The organism is Nocardia sp. NPDC050799 (assembly GCF_040654015.1).
Taxonomy (GTDB): Bacteria; Actinomycetota; Actinomycetes; order Mycobacteriales; family Mycobacteriaceae; genus Nocardia.
Genome location: NZ_JBFAHF010000009.1, coordinates 179,438 through 199,781 on the forward strand (window position 1 = coordinate 179,438; position 20,344 = coordinate 199,781).

The window sequence follows — 20,344 nt, forward strand, 5'->3', positions numbered from 1 at the left end:
GCTCCGGCGGTCACGGCGCCCCCTGCTGTTCGGCGCGCAGCAGCGGCACCCACAGGCGGCGGGCGATCGACCCGAAACGGGTGTTCTCGATCGGTTCCCCGGCCGGTGCGGGAGCGGTGGTGAGGTCGCGCAGGTCGGGTGCCGGACCCCAGACGTACCGCAGATTCCGGTCGGTGTGCTCGGCGAAATCCCTGGTCTTGTCCCCACCGCCGAACTCGCGGTGGGCGGCGGCGATCGCCTCCTCCGGCGGCAGCCGCCGGTACCGCGCCTCGGCGTAGGCCGCGGTGGTGGCCGTTGAGATGGGCAGCGGTTCGGTGAGACCGGCATCGCGTAACGCGACCAGGGTGCGCAGCATCGTCGTCGCCTCGGCCGCACCGGGCGCGGTGAGTTCGGCCCGCCAGGCCGGGGTCGGGAAGCGGCCCCGGCCGGTGACCGCCGCCCGCCACGACCGTTCGTCGGTGACCGCCAGCGCCAGCAGCGACACCCACGCCGCGAGCCGGTGTTTGGGTGCGACCCGCGAATAGGTGGTGCGTACCAGCAGTTCCCCACGCACCTCGGCGACCGTGCCGGTGAGGCGGCGCCCGTCGCCCAGATCGAACGAGATATCGATATCGCGCGGCGGTTGGCTGTAATCGGGAGCGGCGGCCCGGACCAGGGTTTCGACGGTGCGTTCCACATCGTTCAGTACGGCCCGGCCGAGTTCGGCGGGCGGCAGGATCCCGCGCCGCCATTCCGCGGCCCGCAGTTCGGCCGGGTCGGCGCCGGCCAGGCGCGCCGCGAGCAACCGCTCACCCAGCGCCCAGGTCTCGAGTCCGCCGAACTCGATGGGTAGCCGGTCGGCGATATCGTCGTCCTGGTCGGGGACCCGCACACCGAGCCGCTGCCAGAGGAAACCGCGCACCGGATGTTCCAGGAAAGAGATCAGTTCCGCCAGTCCGATCTCGGTGGTCTCGGCGCCGGGCAGGGTGCGGGTGAGCAGTTCCGGTGGCGGGGTGGGTGCCGCGCCCACCGCCCGGGCGCCCGCGAAGGCGACGCTGTCGAAACTGAACGGCCGCCCGGCGGCGAAATTGCGCGGATCGTGCGCCTGCAGCGGATGGCGGGTGAGCACCTCGGCCATTCCGGCGGCACCGACGTGGGCACGCAGCACATCGAGGAGTTCGGCGACCGGCACGGCGGGCGGCCGGTAGGCGCCGGTGACAGGATCGGCGCCGGTGTGCACGACCACCAGGGTGTCGCGGGCGGCGGTGATCGCGTCCAGCAGCAGCTGCCGGTCTTCGGAGCGCGGATCGCGTTCGCCCAGTAGCGGTTCGCGGGCCGGGACCTCGTCACCGTCGATGCCCGCCCCGCGCGGGAAGATCTCGTCGTCCACGCCCAGGAGCACCACCACCCGGTGCGGCACCGACCGCATCGGGGACAGCCCGCACACGGTGAGCTCGCCGGTGCGGAAGTTCGACCGGGTCGAGGCGGAGGCGAGGCGCTCCTGCAACAGACCGGTGAGATCGGCCAGCCGCAGCTCGACAGCACCGGCATGGGCGGTGGCTGCCGTCAACTCCTGGCGCGCCTCGGTACGGATCCACGCCTGCGACTCCGGCACATCGGTCAGCAGATCGAGGGCCCGGTCCAGCACCGCGGTCCACTGCGCCGCCGGTCCGGGCCCCTGCAGATCCCGCAGCACCGAGGCCAACCGGTCGACGTATTCGGCGAACCGGCCGGCCAGGTCGATATCGTTGCTGTCCACATCGTCGAGCGGCAGCACCCGGTCCAGCCAGCTCCCGGAGGTCTCGTCCGCGGTGACCCCGAGCAGGATCCGGTCCACCGCCGCGTTCACCGTGTTCTGCTCGAAATCACCGAGGCCGAAGGCCTGCCGCTGTCGCCGGCCGATGCCCCACCGCGCGCCGGCCTCGACCGCCCATTCCCGCAACCGCTCGATATCGTCGTCGTCGAAACCGCAGGCGCGGCGCACCGGTTCAGCGGCGGCCAGGTCCAGCACCTCGGTGACGGTGACCCGACTACGGGCCAGGTCCAGCAGTGTCGCCACCACGCCGAGCAGCGGGTTGGTGACCGCCCGGCCGCGGTCGGCGAGGCGCACCCGCAACCGATGGCCCGGATGTCCGGAGCCGGCACGGGTTTCCGTGCCGGCCGGACCGGGATGCCCGAACGCGGCGCGCAGCAGCGGGGCGAATGTCTCGACCTCCGGGCACATGATCAGCACCTCGCGGGGTTCGAGCGTCGGATCGGCCGCGAAGAGGCCGAGCAGGCACTCCCGGAGTACTTCCACCTGCCGGACCGGGCCGTGGCACGCGTGCACCTGCACACTGCCGTCGGCTCCGAAAGCCCCGGGGCCGGGCGGCCAGCGGTCGTCACGGAGGTGCCGCTGAACCAGTCCCAGCAGTGTCGCCGGCGGCTCGTCCCGGCCGGCAGCGTCGTCCGCGTGCACTGCCGGGGCACCGGCTCGCACCCGCGCGCCCGCCGGTTCCAGATACCGCACATCGGTGGCAGCGGCGGGCAGGCGCAGCTGGAGCTCCCGGATATCCCGGCTCAGGCCCGCCAGCAGCGGATGCCGCACCCGAGTGGCCGAATCGTCGCGCGCCCGTTGCGGTTGCGGATCCGTGCCGGCCAGCGCGTCCCACATGGCCGGGCTGGGATGGGCCAGCCACAGATGGAGCTCGCGGTGCTCGGCCACGGCGGTGAGCACCGCCAAATGCGCGGCGGGCAGCCGGGGCGCGCCGAAGACCGACAGGCGCGGCGGAAGATCCACTGCCCCCGGATCGGCCCGCAGTCGCGCGCAGGTGGTGTGCAGCCGTTCGGCGGGATCGGGGGCGCCGACCGCCTCGCGCAGCCGCCGCCACAGGGCCGGCTGCCAGCTCAGGTCGTCGGGCAGTGGCCGGCCGGTGCCATCGGTATCCTCGCCGCGCGACCATTCGGTGATCAGGGTCGGTCGCTGGACGGTGTAGCTCTCGAACAGCGCGGCCAGCCGGGCGGCGGTCGCGTACCGGCGGCCGCGCCGGTGCTCGGGGCCGGCGGCGGGCGCGGCTCCGGCTCCGGCGGGCACCGGTTCACCGGCGTCCAGTCCGAGATGGCGGGCGAGTACGGCGCACCACGGTTCCCGCACCGATTCGTCGATCACCCGCAGCAGCGTCCATACCACCCGGTCGGGCGACCACGGGTCCTCGTGCGGACCGAAACCGCTGATCGCGGCCGATATCTCCTCGACCAGTGCGGCCGGGGCGGGGAACCGGATATTGGCCGCGACACCGTCACCGGAGGCCGCCGAGACCCCCAGCACGCCCGAGAGTTGCTGCGTCAGCCAGCGTTCCACGCCCTTGGCGGGCACCGCGACCACCTCCGCGGCGAACGGATCGGGCAGCGGTTCGGCGAGCAGCCCGGCCAGCGCGGCGACCAGCGTATCCGCGCGTTCGGCACGGTGGATGTGCAGCGCCATCTCCGCCCTTCCGCTCGGTCCGATCACCATCCTTCGTCACGTCCGCACTGCTCGGGCGGGCGTATCGTCCACCCGTTTATACGCCCGTCGTCCGACACCGCTCGCCAAGACCCCACGACGGAGCGGACAACCCCGGGACAGGGGATCATCCCCCGAATGTCCCTACCGCCAACAGCTTTTACCGGATATCGACACCCGCCGCACAGTGATTTAGCGCACATGAGTCACCGACACGCGGTCGTATGGCCGCGATCTCGCGGACGCGCTGTGTCACAGTGCAACCCCGGGAGGAACGGTTACCGCACGAAAGGCTGGTTCGCGTCGATGAAAGCGCTGGTTGTGCCCCTGATACCGAAGGACGGATTCACCGTCCGCCGGTCCGGTGACCGGTGGGAGCTCGTCAACTCCCGGCACTACGGACGCACTGTCGTACTGCACTCGTGGCCGCGCGAGGAACACACCGAAGCATTCGAGCACTGCTATCGCCTCAACAGCCGCACTGCCGCCGCACTGAAGGCCACCGCGCGGGTCCACTAGCGGTCGGGAAAAGCGGGTCCGCCGGCGGTCCGGGAAAACGTGCGCGCGGAGCGCCGATATGACAAGGTGTTTCCTCGTGCGTTACCCCCTGCTCACCGGTGCGGCTCCCCGCGTGGCCGCACCCGCCACTGTCCTGGCCGCCGCGGCGATCCTGTTCGCCGGTGTGCCCGCCGGTCTGCCCTCGGCCGATGCCGTACCGCACGCCCATACCCAGGGGTGCGCGCACGGCTTCGACTGCGATCTGTCCGCCCGAATCGAATCCGTGAACGCGTATCTGGACTCCCGCCCCGGCGTGACCGGCTACGTCGTCCGTGACCGCCAGACCGGCGCGGTCTATGCCAGCCCGCATGCCGAGGACATGGTGTTCACCGCGTCCACCATCAAACTGGCCATCGCCTCGGATCTGCTCAACCGTGCCCGGGTCGGGGCCATCGCCCTGCCGCCGGAGGATCGTCAGCTCATGGAGCAGATGATGTCCACCTCCAACGACCAGGCCACCGACCTGCTGTGGAACAAGTACTCGGGTCTCGACGGCCAGGCGTTCAACAATGCGTTCCGCGCCAACGGCATGACCAGCCTCCGGCCCGAGCCGTCGCCCAACGGGCGCCCGAACTGGGGTTTCCAGAAGACCACCGCGGCCGATCTGGACCGGCTCATGTCCAATGTGCTGGATCGGATGCACCCCGACGATCGCGGCTACCTGACCGACCTGATGCGCCGGGTCGATTCCAATCAGCACTGGGGTGTGTGGGGCGCTGGCTCGGCCATGCGACCGGGCCTGAAGAACGGCTGGTCGGAGGAGCAGGGCGGCTGGGTGGTGAACTCGGTCGGCTTCGCCGGGCCGGGTGAGCGCTACACGCTCGCGATCATGACCGCGATGAACGGTGAGGGCGGCTACCAGGAAGGCGCCGAAACCGATACGACGATCGCCGAAAAACTGCTGGCCGGACGCTGACCAACGCGACCGGTGCACTCCGGGCCCCCGTGGCGCAACGGGGGCCCGGAGTCGTTCCGCAGCCGGAACTCAGTTGAGCCGGCGCAACCGCATCGGGGCGTCGTCGCGCGGGAACGGGATAGTGGTGAAGCCCCACGGCATCCGATAGGTATCCGGGAAGCTCCACTCGTAATCGCGGACGAGCGCCGAGATGATCGTCTTGACCTCGAAGGTGCCGAAGTGCATCCCGATGCACTTGTGCGAACCGGCACCGAACGGCATCCAGGCCAGCCGGTGTGATTTGTCCTCGCGCCGCTCCTCGGAGAACCGTAACGGATCGAAGACCTCGGGGTCGGTCCACAACTCCTCGAGCAGGTGGTTCACCTGGTAGCCGAGGTCCACCGGAGTACCGGCGGGGATGTAGTGACCGAGGATCTCGGTATCGCGGACCGCGCGGCGCACCATACCGGGGACCGGCGGCATGAGACGCAGACTCTCCTTCACCACCAGATCCAGCGTGCGCAGGGTGTCCAGATCGGCGATCGTCGGAGACTGGTTGTCCAGATCCAGCGCCTGCACCTCCGCGCGCACCTTCTGCTGCCATTCCGGGTGTTTGCCCAGGTAGTAGGCCACGGCTGTGGCGGTGGTCGTGGTCGTATCGTGCGCGGCCATGATCAGGAAGATCATATGGTTGACCACATCGGCGTCACTGAACACCGAGCCGTCCTCGGCCCGCGCGTGACACAGGCCCGAGAAGAAATCCGGGGCATCGCTGCGCCTTTTCTTCGGCAGCATCGCGGTGAAGTACTCCTCGAGTACGGCGCGGCCGCGCAACCCCGCGCGCCATTTCCCTCCGGGCACACTGTGGCGCATCAGGGCCAGCCCGGCGTGGGTGCAGGCGACGAAGGCGTCGGTGAGATCCGTGCGCCGGTCACCGACCTCGACCGCCATGAAGGTTTCCCCCGCGATATCGAGGGCCAGCTCCTTGATCGCCGGGAACAGCTGTACGGTCCGGCTCGCATCCCTGCCCTCCGGCACCCAGCGACCGATACTGGCGCGCACCACCGGGGTCAGCTCGGCGAGATGGGCCTCCAGCCGTTCCCGGGTGAACGCCTGCTGCATGATCCGGCGATGGAACATGTGCTCATCGAATTCGAGCAGCAGCAGCCCGCGGCGGAAGAAGGGCCCGATGAAGTAGTCCCAGCCCTGCCCGAAATCGCGACGGCGCCGCCCGACCACCTCGTCGATGGCTTCGGGCCCGGCGGCGAACACCCGGTCCATCCCCATGGAATTGTTGATGTTCACCGGCCCGAAGCGGCGGTACTTGTCCAGCAGTTCGGCCGGACCCCAGCGCATGTAGTGGAAAGTGCGCCCCAGATACGGCAGGCCCGCGTCGCCACGTACGGCCACCATGCCGCTACCGCGGGGTGGAGTGGCCAGCGTCCGCTGTCGATCCGGCACTTTCATCAACAGCCGGTCGACCATACTTCGGTGCGGGATCTCGATGAGCGCCGAATTCTCGGTATCGGTGCGCGCACGCGCGCGATGCGCGGCGACACGGTCGACGGTGACCATGGCGAAACCTCCTGAGAGACAGCACCCATCGTATTGTCTTTGTTGCAACGGCTCGGCCTAATCCACCGAATCGGTATCATCCGGCCTCCGCCGCGACCCCGTCGCAATGGCTATCGTGGTGAGTTGTCGCACCACCGCGAGTGAACAACGGGCGTCTGACTGTGTCGTACGGGGGTACTGCTACTACCGTGTGCGTTGTCAGGAAACGATCACAGGGCAGCACCGGGCCCACCGCCGGCGAGGAGCGACCATGAGCACGCAACCTGTGGGGAACGGCCGGCACCGCGTCGTCGTCATCGGATCGGGTTTCGGCGGCCTGTTCGGCACCAAGCATCTCAAACGTGCCGATGTCGACGTCACCCTCATCTCCAAAACCACCACCCACCTCTTCCAGCCGCTGCTCTACCAGGTCGCGACCGGCATCCTGTCGGTCGGCGAGATCGCCCCGGCGACCCGGCTCGTACTGCGCAAACAGAAGAACGCCCGGGTGCTGCTGGGTGAGGTCACCGAGATCGACCTGGAGAAACGCACCGTCACCTCGGTGCTGCTCGGCGAATCGACGGTGACCCCCTACGACAGCCTCATCGTGGCCACCGGGGCACAGCAGTCGTATTTCGGCAACGACCAGTTCGCCACCTTCGCGCCGGGTATGAAGACCATCGACGACGCCCTGGAACTGCGCGGCCGCATCCTCGGCTCGTTCGAACAGGCCGAGGTGGCACAGACCCAGGAGGAGCGCGACCGGCTGCTCACCTTCGTGGTGGTGGGCGCCGGACCGACCGGGGTCGAACTGGCCGGGCAGATCGCCGAACTCGCCGACCGCACGCTGGAGGGCACCTTCCACAACATCGATCCCCGCGACGCCCGGGTGATCCTGGTCGAGGGCGCGGGCGCGGTACTGGGCCCGATGGGACCGAAACTCGGCGGCAAGGCGCAGCGGCGCCTGGAATCCATGGGCGTGGAGATCCAATTGAACGCCCTGGTCACCGACGTGGACGCGCACGGGGTCACGGTGAAGGACTCCGACGGCACCAGCCGCCGCATCGAATCGGCGTGCAAGGTCTGGTCGGCCGGGGTGCAGGCCAGCCCGCTGGGCAAGATGATCGCCGACCAGTCCGACGGTACCGAGGTCGACCGGGCCGGGCGGGTCGTGGTGGAACCCGACCTCACCGTCAAGGGACATCCGAACGTCTTCGTCGTCGGCGACCTGATGTCGGTACCGGGCGTTCCGGGCCAGGCCCAGGGCGCCATCCAGGGCGCCACCTACGCCGCGAAACAGATCAAGGCAGAGCTGGCGGGTAAGCAGACGGCGCCGGAACGCAGGCCGTTCTCCTACTTCAACAAGGGCAGTATGGCGACGATCTCGCGCTTCAGCGCGGTCTGCCAGGTGGGCAAACTGGAGTTCGGCGGGTTCATCGCCTGGCTGGCCTGGCTCGGCCTGCACCTGTACTACCTGGTCGGCTACCGCAGCCGGATCACCACGATCTTTCAGTGGTTCGTCACCTTCCTCGGCCGCACCCGCGGCCAGATGGCGGCGACCGAGCAGTGGATCTTTGCCCGCCTGGCCCTGGAGGCGGTGTACGGCGACAGCGAAGAGGGCGAGGAGATCGTGCGCGGCGCGGCGGGTCGCCGGCCCCCGGCGCCCTCCCCCGGGACTCCGGCCGTCACCGCCGAAGCCGTCGACACCGGCACGCCCGAGAAACCCGGTGTCGATCGCAAAGTCGGCTGACCGGGCCGACCTCCCCGATCCGGCGCCCTTTCGGAACTAACATCTGGCAATCAGATGATCTCCGCAGAGAGGCGACCATGGGTAAGCACAGGACAACCGTCCGGTCCCGGCGTGCCGCCGGAACGGTCGTCGCGGCGGGAGCCGTCCCGCTCATCGCGACACTGATCGGCACCGGAACGGCCCACGCCGAAGTTCACCCCGCTCCGCTCGCCCCATCCGCCGTTCCCGCGGAACTACCGGCGCTACCCCCGCTGCCGCCGCTGCCCGCCGGCCTGCTTCCGCCCGCACCCGATCCGGCCGTGAATCCGCTCGGCGCCCTCCGGGAGGCCAGCCGGGCGGTGACCGATGCCGTCACCGCGGCTACCACCCAGTTCATCCATCCGGTCCCCGGGGCACCGCTGCCCGCGGCCCAGATACCGGCGGCGATTCCCGGGATCCGGCCCGTGGACGACGATTCGGCGCCCGGAGCCGCACTGCCCGCCGCCGGCCCGGCCACACCGATCGAGACTGCGCCCGGCACTCTGCGGGTCGGCGATCTGGAGATGAGCCTGCCGTTCGATACGCGAGAGCTCAATGCCGGTGCCGATCGGGCCCAGGAGCAGCTGACGGCATTCCTGGACTCGTCCGGTATCGAGCGCAGCCGGGCGGACCGGGTCGCCGCCCAGGCCATGAGCTCCGGCCTGATCGGCGCCGGGATCGGCGCCGCGGTCGCGGCACCGGTGGCCATTCCGTTCGCGATGCTCGGCGCCGCCGCGGGTTTCGTAGTCGGGCTGCCCTTCCTCCCCACCGGGCTCGTCGTCGGACCGGTCCTCGGCGCAACCCTTGCCTATGGGGTGGTCACGGCGCCGGCCGTGATCGCCGGCGCGGCGCTCGGCGCCGCATTCGGGGCGACCGACGGTTTCACCACGCAGCCGTTCGGCCCGCTGCCGGCGCTGTAACCGGGCACCCACGGAGATCCCGGACCGCGCGCCGGCGAACCACCGGACAACCATTACCCACCACCTGGAAAACCAGCACTACCTGTTGTTGTAAGGCGGCTGAACGGACCGAACCCATCCGCGCCGCGCTCCGGAACGAATGTCTGGCAAACCGACAAATTCCCGGAGAAAGGCGACCATGGGTAAGCACAGGGCAACCGGTCCGTCCCGGCGTGCTGCCGGCTCGGTCGTCGCGGCGGGCGCGATCCCGCTCATCGCGACACTGATCGGCGCCGGCACCGCCAATGCCGAGGCACTCCCCGCTCCACCCGCGTCATCCCCGATCCCCGCCGCGCTGCCGGCGCTGCCCCCGGCCCCGATCGCCACGGTGGACCCGTTCGGCGCGGCCACCGATGCCGTGCAGGAGGCGGCGCGGGTCGTGGTCCGGTCGGCCACCGATACGATCACCGCGGCCACGGCACCGTTCACCCACACCGCGCCCGCGGTTCCCGCGGTCCTGCGGCCGGCCGTAATCGCGGACCAGGTTGCCCCGGCGCCCGCCCTCGCGACGCGGCCGGTGCCGAATCACGCCTATCTCGCACCGCAGGGTGAACTGCACGCGCCCACGCCGGTCGCGCCGGTCGCGCCGATCGAGGCGCCGCCGGGCAAACTGCGGATCGGGAACGTCGAAATGGACGCGCCGTTCGATGTGCGCGACATCAACACCGGCGCCGCGCAGACCGAAGCGCAGCTGGCCACCTTCCTGGACTCGGTCGGCATCGAACGCAGCCGCTCGGACAGGATCGCCGCGCAGACCCTGGGCTCGGCCGCCATCGGCGCCTCGGTGGCCAATACGCTGGCCTCCCCGCTCGCCGGCACCTCGGCCGTGGTCGGCGCGGTCGCCGGCTTCATCTCCGGGATCCCGTTCCTGCCGATCGGCCTCGTCATCGGGCCGGTCCTGGGCGCGGCCATCGGTTACGCGGTGATCGCCGCGCCGGCGGTCGCCGCCGGCGCGGCCATCGGCGGAGCGGTCGGCGCGGCGGACGGTTTCGCCGCCACCCCGTACGGCACCCCGCCGGCGCAGTGATCGAGGGTGGCCGGCGGTCCACCGGCCGCCGGCCACCACCCTCACCGGTCGTCGGCCGGCGAACCGGCCGGGCGGTCACCCCGGCCCACCACGAAGGCGATCACGCCCATCAGCAACAGCACGCCGGCGCCGGCCGCGATGGACGCGTGCGCACCGGTGACGAACGATTCCCGCGCCGCGGCCAGCAGTCCGGAATCGGCCGCGTACCGCTGGATCGTCTCCCCGAGGGTCGGCGCGAACTCACCGCCGGCGCGGAAAACCAGCGCCGCGAGCGAGCCCAGCAGGGCCAAACCCAAGGCGTTACCGAGTTCGAAGCTGGTTTCGGAGATGCCGACCGCCGAACCGGCCCGTTCCGGCGGAACCGCGGCCACCGCCACCTCCGAGACCAGCGTGAACACAATGCCGTAGCCGATACCGGCGATCGCCGACCCGGCCACGTACCAGCCCGCGCCGCCGTCGGCGCCGATACCGAGCACCAGCAGGTTGCCGACCGCGGCCGTCACCAGTGCCGTGACGAACGCCCACCGCACGCCGAGCAGCCGGGCCACCGCCGATCCGCTCACCGAGAAGATGAACACGGTGATCGCCATGGGGATACCGAGCACAGCCGCCTGCAGGGGGTCTCGCCCGGTCACCGACTGCAACCAGATACTGCTCAGATAGCTGAGCCCGGCCAGCGACATCATCGCGGCGGTACTCGACCCGATGGCGACCGAGAACCGGGCGCGGGTGAACAGCGACAGATCGACCAGTGGGTGGGCCAGTCGCCGCTGCCGGTATACGAACAGGGTCAGCACCGCCGCGCCGAGGAACGCGCTGACGAAGGCCTCGACATCGGGCCCGTGCTCGGCGATGTGCTTCACCGCGTACACCGCGGGCAGGATCCCGCCGATGGACAGTGCCACGCTGGGCAGATCGAGCGGTCCCAGCGCGGCGGCCCGGTGCTCGGGCAGCAGCAGCGGTGCGAACGCGAGCAGCACCAGCAGGACCGGCACATTGATCAGGAACACCGACCCCCACGAGAAGTGGTGCAACAGGACGCCGCCGATGATCGGCCCGACGGCCGAGCCCCCCGCGAAGAACGCCGTCCAGATCCCGATCGCCCGCGAACGTTGCCGCTGGTCCGGAAAGAGATCGGAGAGGAGCGCCAAACTCGACGGGAGCAGGGTGGCCCCGCCGATCCCCATCAGCGCGCGGGCCGCGATGAGCACCGCCGCACTGGGTGCGAAGGCCGCGATCGCCGAGGCGGCGCCGAATACGGTCGCGCCCGCGAGCAGCACGGTGCGGCGGCCGATCCGATCGCCCAGATTGCCCATGGTGATCAGCAGACCGGCGATGAGAAACCCGTAGATGTCGAGGATCCACAACTGCTGGGCGGCGGTCGGGCCGAGATCGGCGGTGAGGGTGGGCAACGCCAGGAACAACACCGACATATCCATGGACACCAGCAGCACCGGCAGCAGGAGTACGGCCAGACCGAACCAGGCACGCCGCCCGCCGCTCGTATCCGGTGCGGTCCGTGCCGCCTCCACGTTCGTCATCCACGTTCCTTCCGGGTCGTCGGTTCACCCAGTCGTAACACGCGTGACCGCGGCGGCTGTTCCTGGCCACGGTGGTGTGCGGCGATGATCATCACCACCCCGGCGGGCGCGGCGCGCGGCGGCCGTGTTTCTATCCGACGGTGAGCGCCGATATCGCCATCTGCGGGCTCGGGCCGGCCGGGCGCGCGCTCGCCCACCGCTGTCTGGCCCGCGGGATGACCGTGCTCGTGGTCGACCCGAATCCACGGCGGGTCTGGCGGGCCACCTACGCCGCCTGGTCCGACGAACTCCCCGACTGGCTCGACGACTCCGTCGTCGCGGCCACCGTCGCACGACCGCGGGCGCACGGCCTGCGCGATCACAGCATCTCGCGTGCGTATTCCGTACTGGACACCGCCCTGCTCCAGCAGTCCCTCGACCTCATCGGCGCCACGGTGGTGCCGGGGCGGGCGGTGGCACTCGACCGGCGCACGGTGACCCTCGACAGCGGCCGGGTCCTGCGCGCCGGCCGGGTCGTCGACGCGCGCGGGTTACGGCGCCGTCCGGGCCGGGCCGAGCAGACCGCCTACGGCCTGAAACTGACCCGCGACACCGCGTCGGAGCCCGCACTGTTCATGGATTGGCGACCGGACAACGGTGCCGCCCCGGGCGCTACCCCCTCGTTCCTCTACGCGGTACCGCTGGGTGCCGACGCCGTGCTGTACGAGGAAACCTGTCTGGTGGGCGCACCCGCCCTCACCCAGGAGGAACTCGCGCGCCGCCTGCACCACCGGCTGCGGGCACGCCATATCGCGACGGCGGGCGACGAACCGGTCGAGCGGGTGCGCTTCCCGGTCGCCGGCGGCAGGCCCGGCGCCAGCCGCTTCGGCGCGGCGGGCGGCTACCTGCATCCCGCCACCGGCTACAGCGTCGCGGCCGCACTGACGGCGGCCGAGTCCGTCGCCGCCGGCGGCTCGGGGTGGACCACCGCGGCGCGCGCGGTCCACCGGCTCCGGCAGGCCGGGCTGCGGGCGTTGCTGGCGCTGCCGCCGACCGAGATCCCGCGTTTCTTCGACGCCTTCTTCGATCTCGATATCGAACTGCAACGCGCCTACCTCTCGCGGCGCGACGATCCGATCGGCACGCTCACCGCCATGTCCGGGCTCTTTTTCGGGCTTCCGGGCCCCGTGCGGACCCGGCTCGCGGCGGCGACACTCGGACTGCGACCGATCTCGCCCCGGGGGTCCGGGTCGGTCATCATGGAGTGATGCGGTCAATCTGGAAAGGCTCGATCGCGTTCGGGTTGGTGAATGTCCCCGTGAAGGTCTACACCGCCACGGAGGACCACGACATCAAATTCCACCAGGTCCACGCCAAGGACGGCGGACGGATCAAATACGACCGCGTCTGCACGATATGCGGGAAATCGGTCGCATTCGCCGATATCGATAAACAATACGAATCACCGGAGGGGGAGAAAGTCGTCCTCACCGACGACGATTTCGCCAAACTGCCGGTGGCCGAGAGACACGAGATCCCGGTTCTGCAATTCGTCCCGTCGGATCAGATCGACCCGATCCTGTACGACAAGACCTACTATCTGGAACCGGATTCGAACACCCCCAAGGCCTACGTGCTGCTCGCCGCCACCCTCGAACGTATCGACCGCACCGCGCTGGTGCACTTCACGCTGCGCCAGAAGACCCGGCTCGCGGCCATGCGGGTACGGGACGGCATGCTGGTGCTGCAGACCCTGCTGTGGCCCGACGAGGTGCGCGCGGTCTCCTTCGAATCGCTGGAGGAAGCCGGCACACCCCGGCCCCAGGAGATCACGATGGCCGAGACGCTGGTCGAGTCGATGTCCGACGATTTCGACCCCGGCCAGTACACCGACGAATACCAGGTCGAGTTGCAGCGCCTGCTGGACGACGCCGTCGCCAGCGGTGACGGCAAGGCACCCGAACGCCCCGAGGCGGCCGCCGCGGAGTCCGATGCCGAGGTGGTCGATCTGGTGGCCGCGTTGCAGCGCAGCCTGGAGGCCAGTGGCGCGGGCGGGGGTACGGAATCCGCGGCCCCGAAAAAAGCGCGGAAGTCGCAGCCCAGAAAAACGCAACCGCGCAAGACCGCGGAGCCGAAGGCCCGGAAAACCGCACAGAAGAGGACCCGCAAGGGCGCGTGAACCGGATCAGACCGCCTGGATGAACCAGTCGAGGCGGCCCTCGGGGCCCACGCTGGTGTGGTGGTAGTGGAATCCGAGCCGGTGGGCCAGCGCCATCGCCGCGTTGTTGTCCGGGTCTATCCGCAGGACCGCCTCGTCGGCCAGATCGTGCCGGGCCAGATATCGGCACGCCAGCACGACGCTGCGTCCGGCGACACCCCGGCCCCGCCACGGCGCGTAGATGCCGAAGGCGATATCGGCCTGACGTTTCGCGAGGAATTCCTGTTCCACTGCCAAATCCAGAGTCCCTGCCAGCGCATGGGTCAGCGCGTCCACCACGCCGAAGGTCTTGCACGGGCCGTCCTGCGCCCACTGGTCGGCGCAGCGTTCGAAATCGGCCACGACGTTCGGGGTTCCGGGGCCCGGGGCGCGACGCCTCGGTTCCCGGTCCTGGGCCGCCAGATGCGCGGCGGTATCGGCCACCTCGATCGGCCGTAGCCCGATCACCCCATCCGATATCAGCACGCGATCATGATCTGCACATTCCGCCGCATTCGACAAGCCTTCGCTACGGCGCGCCGTGCACGAAAACGCAGGTAGCGCATATTGTGACGGCGAGCACAGCATGCGCATAATCCGTTTCGCCGGACACGCCCGGCGGATATCACCGCGGTTGTCCGCCGGAGGGATACTCGGCCTATGACCGCATACGAAGACGATCCGCACCGGCTCGTATCCGCTGCCGTCGTAGTGGGTGTGGACGGTACTTCCGCCGCGCATTCGGCCATCCGCTGGGGAGCGGTGGTCGCGGCCCGGCGCGGCCGGCGCCTGATCCTCGCCTACGGAATGAATTCGACCCCGGCCAAGACCTGGCTGGTCGCCTACCAGCCCATGGTCGACGAAGCCGTGCAGACGCTGAAAACCCACGGTGAGCAAGTACTGGCAACCGGTACGCAGGTGGCCAGGGAGGCCGCCCCGGGGGTGGAGGCCGACACCCTGCTTTCCGAGCAGAGCCCCGCGAAAATGCTGATCGGGCTGTCCGAATCCGCCCATATGGTGGTCCTCGGCTCGCGGCGCGGTGGCGCGGTCGCGCATCTGGGCTCGACGATCCTGGCGGTCGCCGCGCACGGCCGCGGCACGATCGTGGCGGTTCGCGAGAACGGCGAGGAGATCACCAGCGGCCCGGTCGTCGTCGGTGTCGACGGCAGCCCGGTCAGTGACACCGCGGTCGCCGCCGCCTTCGCCGAAGCCGCCGAACGCGAAACCGACCTGGTCGCCGTCCACACCTGGAGTGATCTGACCTTCACCGAATTCGCGAGTACCGGTTTGATCGAGATCCCGGCCGAGGATCTGCAGACCGCCGAACAGGCCGTGCTGGCCGAACGGCTGGCGGGCTGGCAACAGCGCTATCCGGAGGTCACCGTGCAGCGCGAGGTGTATCCGTCCACACCGGCACAGCATCTGCGTGAATGGTCCGAACGCGCGCAACTCGTCGTGGTCGGCAGCCGGGGGCGTGGCGGATTCCGTGGACTGCTACTCGGTTCGACCAGTCAGTCGCTCATCCAGCATTCCGCGTGCCCGGTCATGATCACCCGGCCGGCCTGACGCGCCACCGCCGGCCGGGGCGAGCGGTCAGCCCGTCAGCTCCGACAGCAGTGCGCGGGTGCGACTTGCCTCCGCCCCGCCGGCGAAGACCGAGGCGACGAATTCGGTGGCTCCCGCGTCGAAGACGTCGCGGATACGGGCCGCCACCTGCTCCTCGGATCCGATGATCGCCAGATCCGCCGGCCCGGCCGCGCCTTCGCGGTCCATCATCGCTCGATACGACGGCAGGGTGCCGTACATCGCGAAGGTGGTGGCCGCTCGTTCGCGGGCGCCGTCGACATCATCGGTCACCAGCACGGGAAGCGAGCAGACGATACGCGCCGGTGGCCGGCCCGCGTCGGCGGCTGCGGCGGCGATCGTCGGGGCGATATGGTCGCGAATGGTGGCCGGGCCGGTCATCCACAGCACGGTGCCGTCGGCGCGACGGCCCGCCAGCCGCAGCATCTGGGTACCGAGCGCGGCGAGCAGTACGGGAATCCGGCCCTCGTCCGGAATCCCCAGTTCCAGATTGCCGCTCAGCGTTTCGCCCTTGTACGACACCGGCTGCCGCTCCAGCAGCGGGCCCAGCACGGCGAGGTATTCGCGCATATGACGGGCCGGCCGCTCGAACCCGTACCCGTACATATTCTCGATGACCACCTGGTGCGACAGGCCGATACCGAGGGTGAGCCTGTCCGGGCCCACCGCGAGCGCCGTGGTCCGCGCCTGCTGGGCCAGCGCCCCGGGATGGCGCGGGTAGGTGGGCACCACCGCGGTACCGAGTTCGATATCGGGCACCTGACTACCCGTGACCGCCAGCGCGGTGAGCGCGTCCACGCCGAAGATATGCGAGAGCCAGGCCGAGGCGAACCCCTCCGCAGCGACCCGGCGGAGATCGTCGGCGAGCAGGCGCAGCGCGTCGGCTCCGGACCGTTCACTGAGCAGAATGCCGATACGCACGGTGTGCCTCCTCGTCGAGTGGGGTCGGATCGGATCTCCGGCCGAGCCGGCGGCTCCTCCGGGCGTCGAGCCTACCTCCGTACCCCGCGGATTCCGGGCGTGGCGACATCGCGCCGACGCGCCCGCGACATACTCGACCGGCGCCCCGCGGCGGGGCATGCTGGGACCATGGACGAGTTTGCGAGCTGGCGGTCGAGCGGAGCGCGTTTCACCCATCGCGGACACCAGATCTTCTGGCGCGCGGGCGGTACCGGATCGTCCGGGACCCTACTGTGCCTACACGGTTTTCCCACCGCGTCCTGGGACTGGCACGCCCTGTGGCCGGAGCTGTGCGAGCAGTTCGAGCGGGTCCTCGCCCCGGACCTGATCGGTTTCGGCTGGTCGGCCAAACCACAGCACTACGAGTACACGATCGCCGATCAAGCCGACCTGGCCGAACAGCTGCTCCGGGAACAAGGTGTGCAGGGATTCCACATCTTGGCCCACGACTACGGCGATACGGTGGCCCAGGAAATGCTGGCCCGGGATGCCGAACGCCGGGCGGCCGGCGACCGGTCCCTGGTGATCGAATCGGTCTGCCTGCTCAACGGCGGCCTCTTCCCCGAGGCCCATCGGCCCCGGCCCATCCAGAACCTGCTCGCGAGCCCGCTGGGTCCGCTGGTCGGCCGGTTCGGCAACGAGAGAACCTTCGCCCACAGCCTGGGCGCGGTGTTCGCCGCCGAGTCGCGGCCGGACGAGGAGCAGATGCACCAGTTCTGGATGCTGTGGTGCAGTAAGCACGGAAAGCGCAACGGCCACAAACTCATGGGTTATATGGCCGAGCGGCGCGCTCATCGGCAGCGCTGGGTCGGGGCGCTGATCCGCCCGCAGGTGCCGGTCCGGCTGATCGACGGCCTGCGCGACCCGGTGTCCGGCGTGCGCATGGTGCGCCGGTACCACCAGGTGGTTGCCGAGCCCGATGTGGTGGAACTGCCCGACGTCGGGCATTACCCGCAGCTCGAGGCGCCGACCGAGACGCTGCGCGCCTTCCGCGAGTTCCTCGCGTCCCGCGTCGGGTAGCGCCGGGGCCCCTCACCCGGAAAGGCTCGCTCGGCAGCGGAGACCCGGCGCTGGTCGGGACAGGTGATCGAAAAGCTTGCGCCGCGTCCAGCCGCCCGGCAGGATCAGCGGACTCGTCCTTGCTCGCGCCGGCCTCCGGTCACTACGTCCCCCTCACCGAACCCGAACTGGTGGTCGAGGAGATCCGGCGCTTCACCGGAGCCCGATCGGCTCCCGCCCGGCCCTGACACTCAACCGGCGATGATCCGCGCCAGTGCGGCATCGGAGGCGGCCAGCGCGGCGCGGTCGTAGGTGGAGGTGGTCGCCAGCAGTTCCTCGGCGCCCGTCCGGTCGGTGAGCTGCTCGATCCGGCGCCGCACCGTCTGCGGGGTACCCGCGATCGCACGCCGTACCGCCGCCTCGACGCGGCGTCGCGTCTGGTCGGTCCACGACGCGCCCTCGCCGACCGGTTCCAAGGGCGGGAATACGCCGGTGGACCGGGACCGCGCCATCGCCCAGGCCTCGGGCAGGACGAGTGCGCGGGCCCGCTCGGCGGTTTCGGCGACGGTGACCTCCAGCGCGAGCGTCACGTACGGCCGCTGAGCCCGCGGGCTCGGCCGGAATTTCCGGCGGTAACCGGCCAGCGCCGCATCCAGATCCGGACTGTCCAGCAGCGGACCGCCGAGCACCGCCGGCAGCCCCAGCCGCGCGGCCACCGTCAGTCCCTGTCCGGTGGCCAGAACGAACATGGGGATCGTCCGGTCGCTCACCGGATGCGCGGTAACCGGACCGGTGCCGTCCAGATAGTCGCGTAGTTCGGCCAGGTCGGCCGTGAACCCGTCGGGTGCGCTCTCGTCCTGCCGCATGGCCCGGCGCACCGGGACGGTGAACGCCGGCGAGCGGCCCAGGCCGAGATCGATACGCCCTGGGAACAGCGCCTCCAGCATGAGGAACTGCTCCGCCACCACCAGGGGCTGGTGATGCGGCAGCATCACGCCGCCGGACCCGATCCGGATCGTCGATGTCCGGGAACCCAGCGCCGCCAGCAGGACCGGCGGCGACCCGGAGGCGATCCCGGGCACGGCGTGGTGCTCGGCCACCCAGAAGCGCCGATATCCCGACTTCTCGGCCGCCACAGCCCGGTCGATGGTATGGGACAACGCGGCCGCTTCGGGTTCCCCCACCCGGGTCCGCGACCGATCCAGCAACGACAATTCCACACCTGTGGAACACCGGACTCGTCCCTGGTCTTCCGGTTCGCCGGAACGGACTCCGCTGCCGGGTTCCGGCCGGGCAAGCCCCTATGGCTACCATTGTCCGGATAGTTTGCCCACTGTTCGGAGGACTGCATGGCGCGCAAGGTGATCGTCGAGCTGGTCGACGACTACGACGGAACTTCCATCGCCGAGGAAACTGTCACGCTCGCTCTGGACGGTGTCACCTACGAGATCGACCTGTCGGCGGACAATGCCGAAAAGCTGCGCGACACAATCGGATCCTGGACAGCGCATGCGCGCCGGGTCGGCGGCCGGGCGAAGGGGAAACAGCGGCCGCAGGCCACGGGCAACAATGCCCGGACCCAGACGATCCGCGAGTGGGCCCGCAAGAATGGGCTGGAAGTGTCGAGCCGGGGTCGGATCTCGGCGGAGATCGCCGAGGCATATCAGAAGGCCCACCCGTAACTCGTCACAGTCTCGGGCGAATCCCGACCGCTGCAGATCATTACGGCTCCGCCGGAATCGGCGTGCACTCTCACTGAACATGGGAGGCGGCGATCGGTCCGGCACAGCCCCGCGCGATCGACCGGCCGGCGGCAGAACGAGCCGACCGAGCTCGCAGCGCGGCGATCCGCGGCCACGCGGCCCGATCCTGCTCCGGCCCGCATCCGGCCGTCTCTCCGCAGGTTTTGTACGACCTATCGAGTTGTCGGTTCGGTACCGCGGCGAGCGGTCGGCCCCGGGGGCCGCGTTCACGTCCGCGGTCGTCGAGTCTTCGGTGGTGTCATCACGATGGTCAGGCCGTCGAGCAACCGCTCCAGTCCGAACGCGAACAGTGATTCCAGGTCCACCTCCGTGTTCGGTTCCGTGAGCTGGGCGATCAGCGGTCGGTCGACGGCGAGCCGGGCAGCGCCCCACTGTTTGCTCGTCATTCCGGTGTCCAGTTCGGCGCGCACCTCACTTTCGATGTTCATCGCTGTGCCCCGCACGTAATTGACCAGGGTGGCATAGACGTGGAGCCGGGTGGAGGAATCCAGTTCCAGGCCGTCGAAGGCGCGTAGCGTCCACAGTCCGTAGGCGATCATCGCCGGCAGGGTGGCCGGGCGGGTGATGGACACCAGCGGCGGCACCCACGGATGACGCTGGTAGACACCCCATTGCAGGTGCGCGGCAACGCGCAGATGTGAACGCCACCCCGGGGCCGGTCCGGGGTAGTCGATCTCGGCGAACGCGGCGTCCGCGAGCAGCTGGGTGAGTTCGGCGTCGGCGTCGAGGTGGCGGCGCAGCGTCATCGTCGCGACGCCGAGTTCGGCGGCCACTGCCCGCAGGGACAGTGCTGCCAGACCGCCGCTGTCGGCGATCTGCATCGCCGCGCGCACGATCCGCTCGCGTTCGAGCCCTGCGGTGGTGCGCGAGGGCAGCCGACGCGCAGCGACCACGGCACCGACGCGGGAGGTGGACTCGATGGTGCCCGAGTGTTTGAGTGCGGCCAGGGCTTTGGTGGCTGTGGCGATGGCGACGCCCCATTCGCGGGCGATGGCCCTGGTGGTGGGAACCGGATCGCCCGGCCGCAGCTCTCCTGCGGCGATGCGCCGCTCGATCTCGGCGACGATCCGGAGGTAGGGCGGTCGGGAATCGGTCACACC

Annotated in this window: 17 protein-coding genes; 10 read left to right on the forward strand and 7 right to left on the reverse strand. The window is 70.0% G+C overall.

Annotated elements, in window-relative coordinates:
- Positions 1-10 precede the first annotated feature (10 nt).
- Positions 11-3,442, reverse strand: coding sequence for an exodeoxyribonuclease V subunit gamma (recC, locus tag AB0H42_RS12210; RefSeq protein WP_357053824.1), 3,432 nt, complete (start codon positions 3,440-3,442; stop codon positions 11-13).
- A 324-nt stretch (positions 3,443-3,766) separates the two neighbouring features.
- Here recC and AB0H42_RS12215 point away from each other — a divergent pair, with 324 nt between their 5' ends.
- Together AB0H42_RS12215 and AB0H42_RS12220 are read left to right on the forward strand one after the other, a co-directional pair.
- Positions 3,767-3,979: a hypothetical protein gene (locus AB0H42_RS12215; RefSeq protein ID WP_357053827.1), complete on the forward strand. Its 213-nt coding sequence runs from the start codon at positions 3,767-3,769 to the stop codon at positions 3,977-3,979.
- 76 nt (positions 3,980-4,055) lie between these two features.
- On the forward strand, positions 4,056-4,934 hold the full coding sequence (locus AB0H42_RS12220) for a serine hydrolase (protein WP_357053830.1): 879 nt from the start codon (positions 4,056-4,058) through the stop codon (positions 4,932-4,934).
- Positions 4,935-5,003: 69 nt separating this feature from the next.
- On the opposite strand, the gene AB0H42_RS12225 is transcribed toward AB0H42_RS12220, so the two are convergent.
- Complete coding sequence (locus AB0H42_RS12225) at positions 5,004-6,488, reverse strand: cytochrome P450 (protein ID WP_357053833.1); 1,485 nt, start codon at positions 6,486-6,488, stop codon at positions 5,004-5,006.
- 250 nt (positions 6,489-6,738) lie between these two features.
- Between AB0H42_RS12225 and AB0H42_RS12230 the strand changes: the two genes are divergently transcribed.
- The 3 genes from AB0H42_RS12230 to AB0H42_RS12240 all read left to right on the forward strand — a co-directional run bounded on the left by AB0H42_RS12230 (position 6,739) and on the right by AB0H42_RS12240 (position 10,221).
- Positions 6,739-8,217, forward strand: coding sequence for an NAD(P)/FAD-dependent oxidoreductase (locus tag AB0H42_RS12230; protein WP_357053836.1), 1,479 nt, complete (start codon positions 6,739-6,741; stop codon positions 8,215-8,217).
- A gap of 77 nt (positions 8,218-8,294) precedes the next feature.
- A complete protein-coding gene (locus AB0H42_RS12235) occupies positions 8,295-9,155 on the forward strand; it encodes a hypothetical protein (RefSeq protein ID WP_357053839.1) in 861 nt (286 codons plus the stop codon).
- 178 nt (positions 9,156-9,333) lie between these two features.
- Positions 9,334-10,221 carry a hypothetical protein gene (locus AB0H42_RS12240; protein WP_357053842.1) on the forward strand — a complete coding sequence of 296 codons (888 nt, stop codon included), beginning with the start codon at positions 9,334-9,336 and terminating at the stop codon, positions 10,219-10,221.
- Positions 10,222-10,262: 41 nt separating this feature from the next.
- Here the strand turns inward: AB0H42_RS12240 and AB0H42_RS12245 are convergent, their stop codons facing one another.
- On the reverse strand, positions 10,263-11,762 hold the full coding sequence (locus AB0H42_RS12245) for an MFS transporter (protein WP_357053845.1): 1,500 nt from the start codon (positions 11,760-11,762) through the stop codon (positions 10,263-10,265).
- A 140-nt stretch (positions 11,763-11,902) separates the two neighbouring features.
- Between AB0H42_RS12245 and AB0H42_RS12250 the strand changes: the two genes are divergently transcribed.
- Positions 11,903-13,009, forward strand: a complete 1,107-nt coding sequence (locus AB0H42_RS12250) for a lycopene cyclase family protein (RefSeq protein ID WP_357053848.1) — start codon at positions 11,903-11,905, stop codon at positions 13,007-13,009.
- Positions 13,009-13,920: a Ku protein gene (locus AB0H42_RS12255; RefSeq protein WP_357053851.1), complete on the forward strand. Its 912-nt coding sequence runs from the start codon at positions 13,009-13,011 to the stop codon at positions 13,918-13,920. The genes AB0H42_RS12250 and AB0H42_RS12255 overlap by 1 nt, the downstream gene beginning before the upstream one ends.
- A 6-nt stretch (positions 13,921-13,926) precedes the next feature.
- Here the strand turns inward: AB0H42_RS12255 and AB0H42_RS12260 are convergent, their stop codons facing one another.
- On the reverse strand, positions 13,927-14,424 hold the full coding sequence (locus AB0H42_RS12260) for a GNAT family protein (RefSeq protein WP_357053855.1): 498 nt from the start codon (positions 14,422-14,424) through the stop codon (positions 13,927-13,929).
- Positions 14,425-14,598: 174 nt separating this feature from the next.
- Between AB0H42_RS12260 and AB0H42_RS12265 the strand changes: the two genes are divergently transcribed.
- Positions 14,599-15,504 (forward strand): universal stress protein, encoded by a 906-nt coding sequence (locus AB0H42_RS12265; protein ID WP_357053858.1) that lies wholly within the window; start codon positions 14,599-14,601, stop codon positions 15,502-15,504.
- A 27-nt stretch (positions 15,505-15,531) separates the two neighbouring features.
- Here AB0H42_RS12265 and AB0H42_RS12270 read toward each other — a convergent pair whose 3' ends face one another.
- Positions 15,532-16,443, reverse strand: coding sequence for an LLM class F420-dependent oxidoreductase (locus AB0H42_RS12270; protein WP_357053861.1), 912 nt, complete (start codon positions 16,441-16,443; stop codon positions 15,532-15,534).
- A gap of 168 nt (positions 16,444-16,611) precedes the next feature.
- Here AB0H42_RS12270 and AB0H42_RS12275 point away from each other — a divergent pair, with 168 nt between their 5' ends.
- Positions 16,612-17,502, forward strand: a complete 891-nt coding sequence (locus tag AB0H42_RS12275) for an alpha/beta hydrolase (RefSeq protein ID WP_357053864.1) — start codon at positions 16,612-16,614, stop codon at positions 17,500-17,502.
- Positions 17,503-17,732: 230 nt separating this feature from the next.
- Here the strand turns inward: AB0H42_RS12275 and AB0H42_RS12280 are convergent, their stop codons facing one another.
- Positions 17,733-18,701 carry an MsnO8 family LLM class oxidoreductase gene (locus AB0H42_RS12280; RefSeq protein WP_357053866.1) on the reverse strand — a complete coding sequence of 323 codons (969 nt, stop codon included), beginning with the start codon at positions 18,699-18,701 and terminating at the stop codon, positions 17,733-17,735.
- A 129-nt stretch (positions 18,702-18,830) separates the two neighbouring features.
- Between AB0H42_RS12280 and AB0H42_RS12285 the strand changes: the two genes are divergently transcribed.
- Positions 18,831-19,163 (forward strand): Lsr2 family protein, encoded by a 333-nt coding sequence (locus AB0H42_RS12285; protein ID WP_357053869.1) that lies wholly within the window; start codon positions 18,831-18,833, stop codon positions 19,161-19,163.
- 287 nt (positions 19,164-19,450) lie between these two features.
- Here AB0H42_RS12285 and AB0H42_RS12290 read toward each other — a convergent pair whose 3' ends face one another.
- Positions 19,451-20,341 carry a GntR family transcriptional regulator gene (locus AB0H42_RS12290; RefSeq protein ID WP_357053872.1) on the reverse strand — a complete coding sequence of 297 codons (891 nt, stop codon included), beginning with the start codon at positions 20,339-20,341 and terminating at the stop codon, positions 19,451-19,453.
- Between the last annotated feature and the right edge of the window lie 3 nt (positions 20,342-20,344).

Excerpts from the sequence above, each read along its gene's own strand:
- AB0H42_RS12265 (WP_357053858.1), top strand. The coding sequence starts at position 14,599 with ATGACCGCATACGAAGACGATCCGCACCGGCTCGTATCCGCTGCCGTC.
- AB0H42_RS12240 (WP_357053842.1), top strand. The coding sequence starts at position 9,334 with ATGGGTAAGCACAGGGCAACCGGTCCGTCCCGGCGTGCTGCCGGCTCG.
- AB0H42_RS12235 (WP_357053839.1), top strand. The coding sequence starts at position 8,295 with ATGGGTAAGCACAGGACAACCGTCCGGTCCCGGCGTGCCGCCGGAACG.
- AB0H42_RS12230 (WP_357053836.1), top strand. The coding sequence starts at position 6,739 with ATGAGCACGCAACCTGTGGGGAACGGCCGGCACCGCGTCGTCGTCATC.
- AB0H42_RS12275 (WP_357053864.1), top strand. The coding sequence starts at position 16,612 with ATGGACGAGTTTGCGAGCTGGCGGTCGAGCGGAGCGCGTTTCACCCAT.
- AB0H42_RS12285 (WP_357053869.1), top strand. The coding sequence starts at position 18,831 with ATGGCGCGCAAGGTGATCGTCGAGCTGGTCGACGACTACGACGGAACT.
- AB0H42_RS12245 (WP_357053845.1), bottom strand. The coding sequence starts at position 11,762 with ATGACGAACGTGGAGGCGGCACGGACCGCACCGGATACGAGCGGCGGG.
- AB0H42_RS12255 (WP_357053851.1), top strand. The coding sequence starts at position 13,009 with ATGCGGTCAATCTGGAAAGGCTCGATCGCGTTCGGGTTGGTGAATGTC.
- AB0H42_RS12215 (WP_357053827.1), top strand. The coding sequence starts at position 3,767 with ATGAAAGCGCTGGTTGTGCCCCTGATACCGAAGGACGGATTCACCGTC.
- recC (WP_357053824.1), bottom strand. The coding sequence starts at position 3,442 with ATGGCGCTGCACATCCACCGTGCCGAACGCGCGGATACGCTGGTCGCC.
- AB0H42_RS12225 (WP_357053833.1), bottom strand. The coding sequence starts at position 6,488 with ATGGTCACCGTCGACCGTGTCGCCGCGCATCGCGCGCGTGCGCGCACC.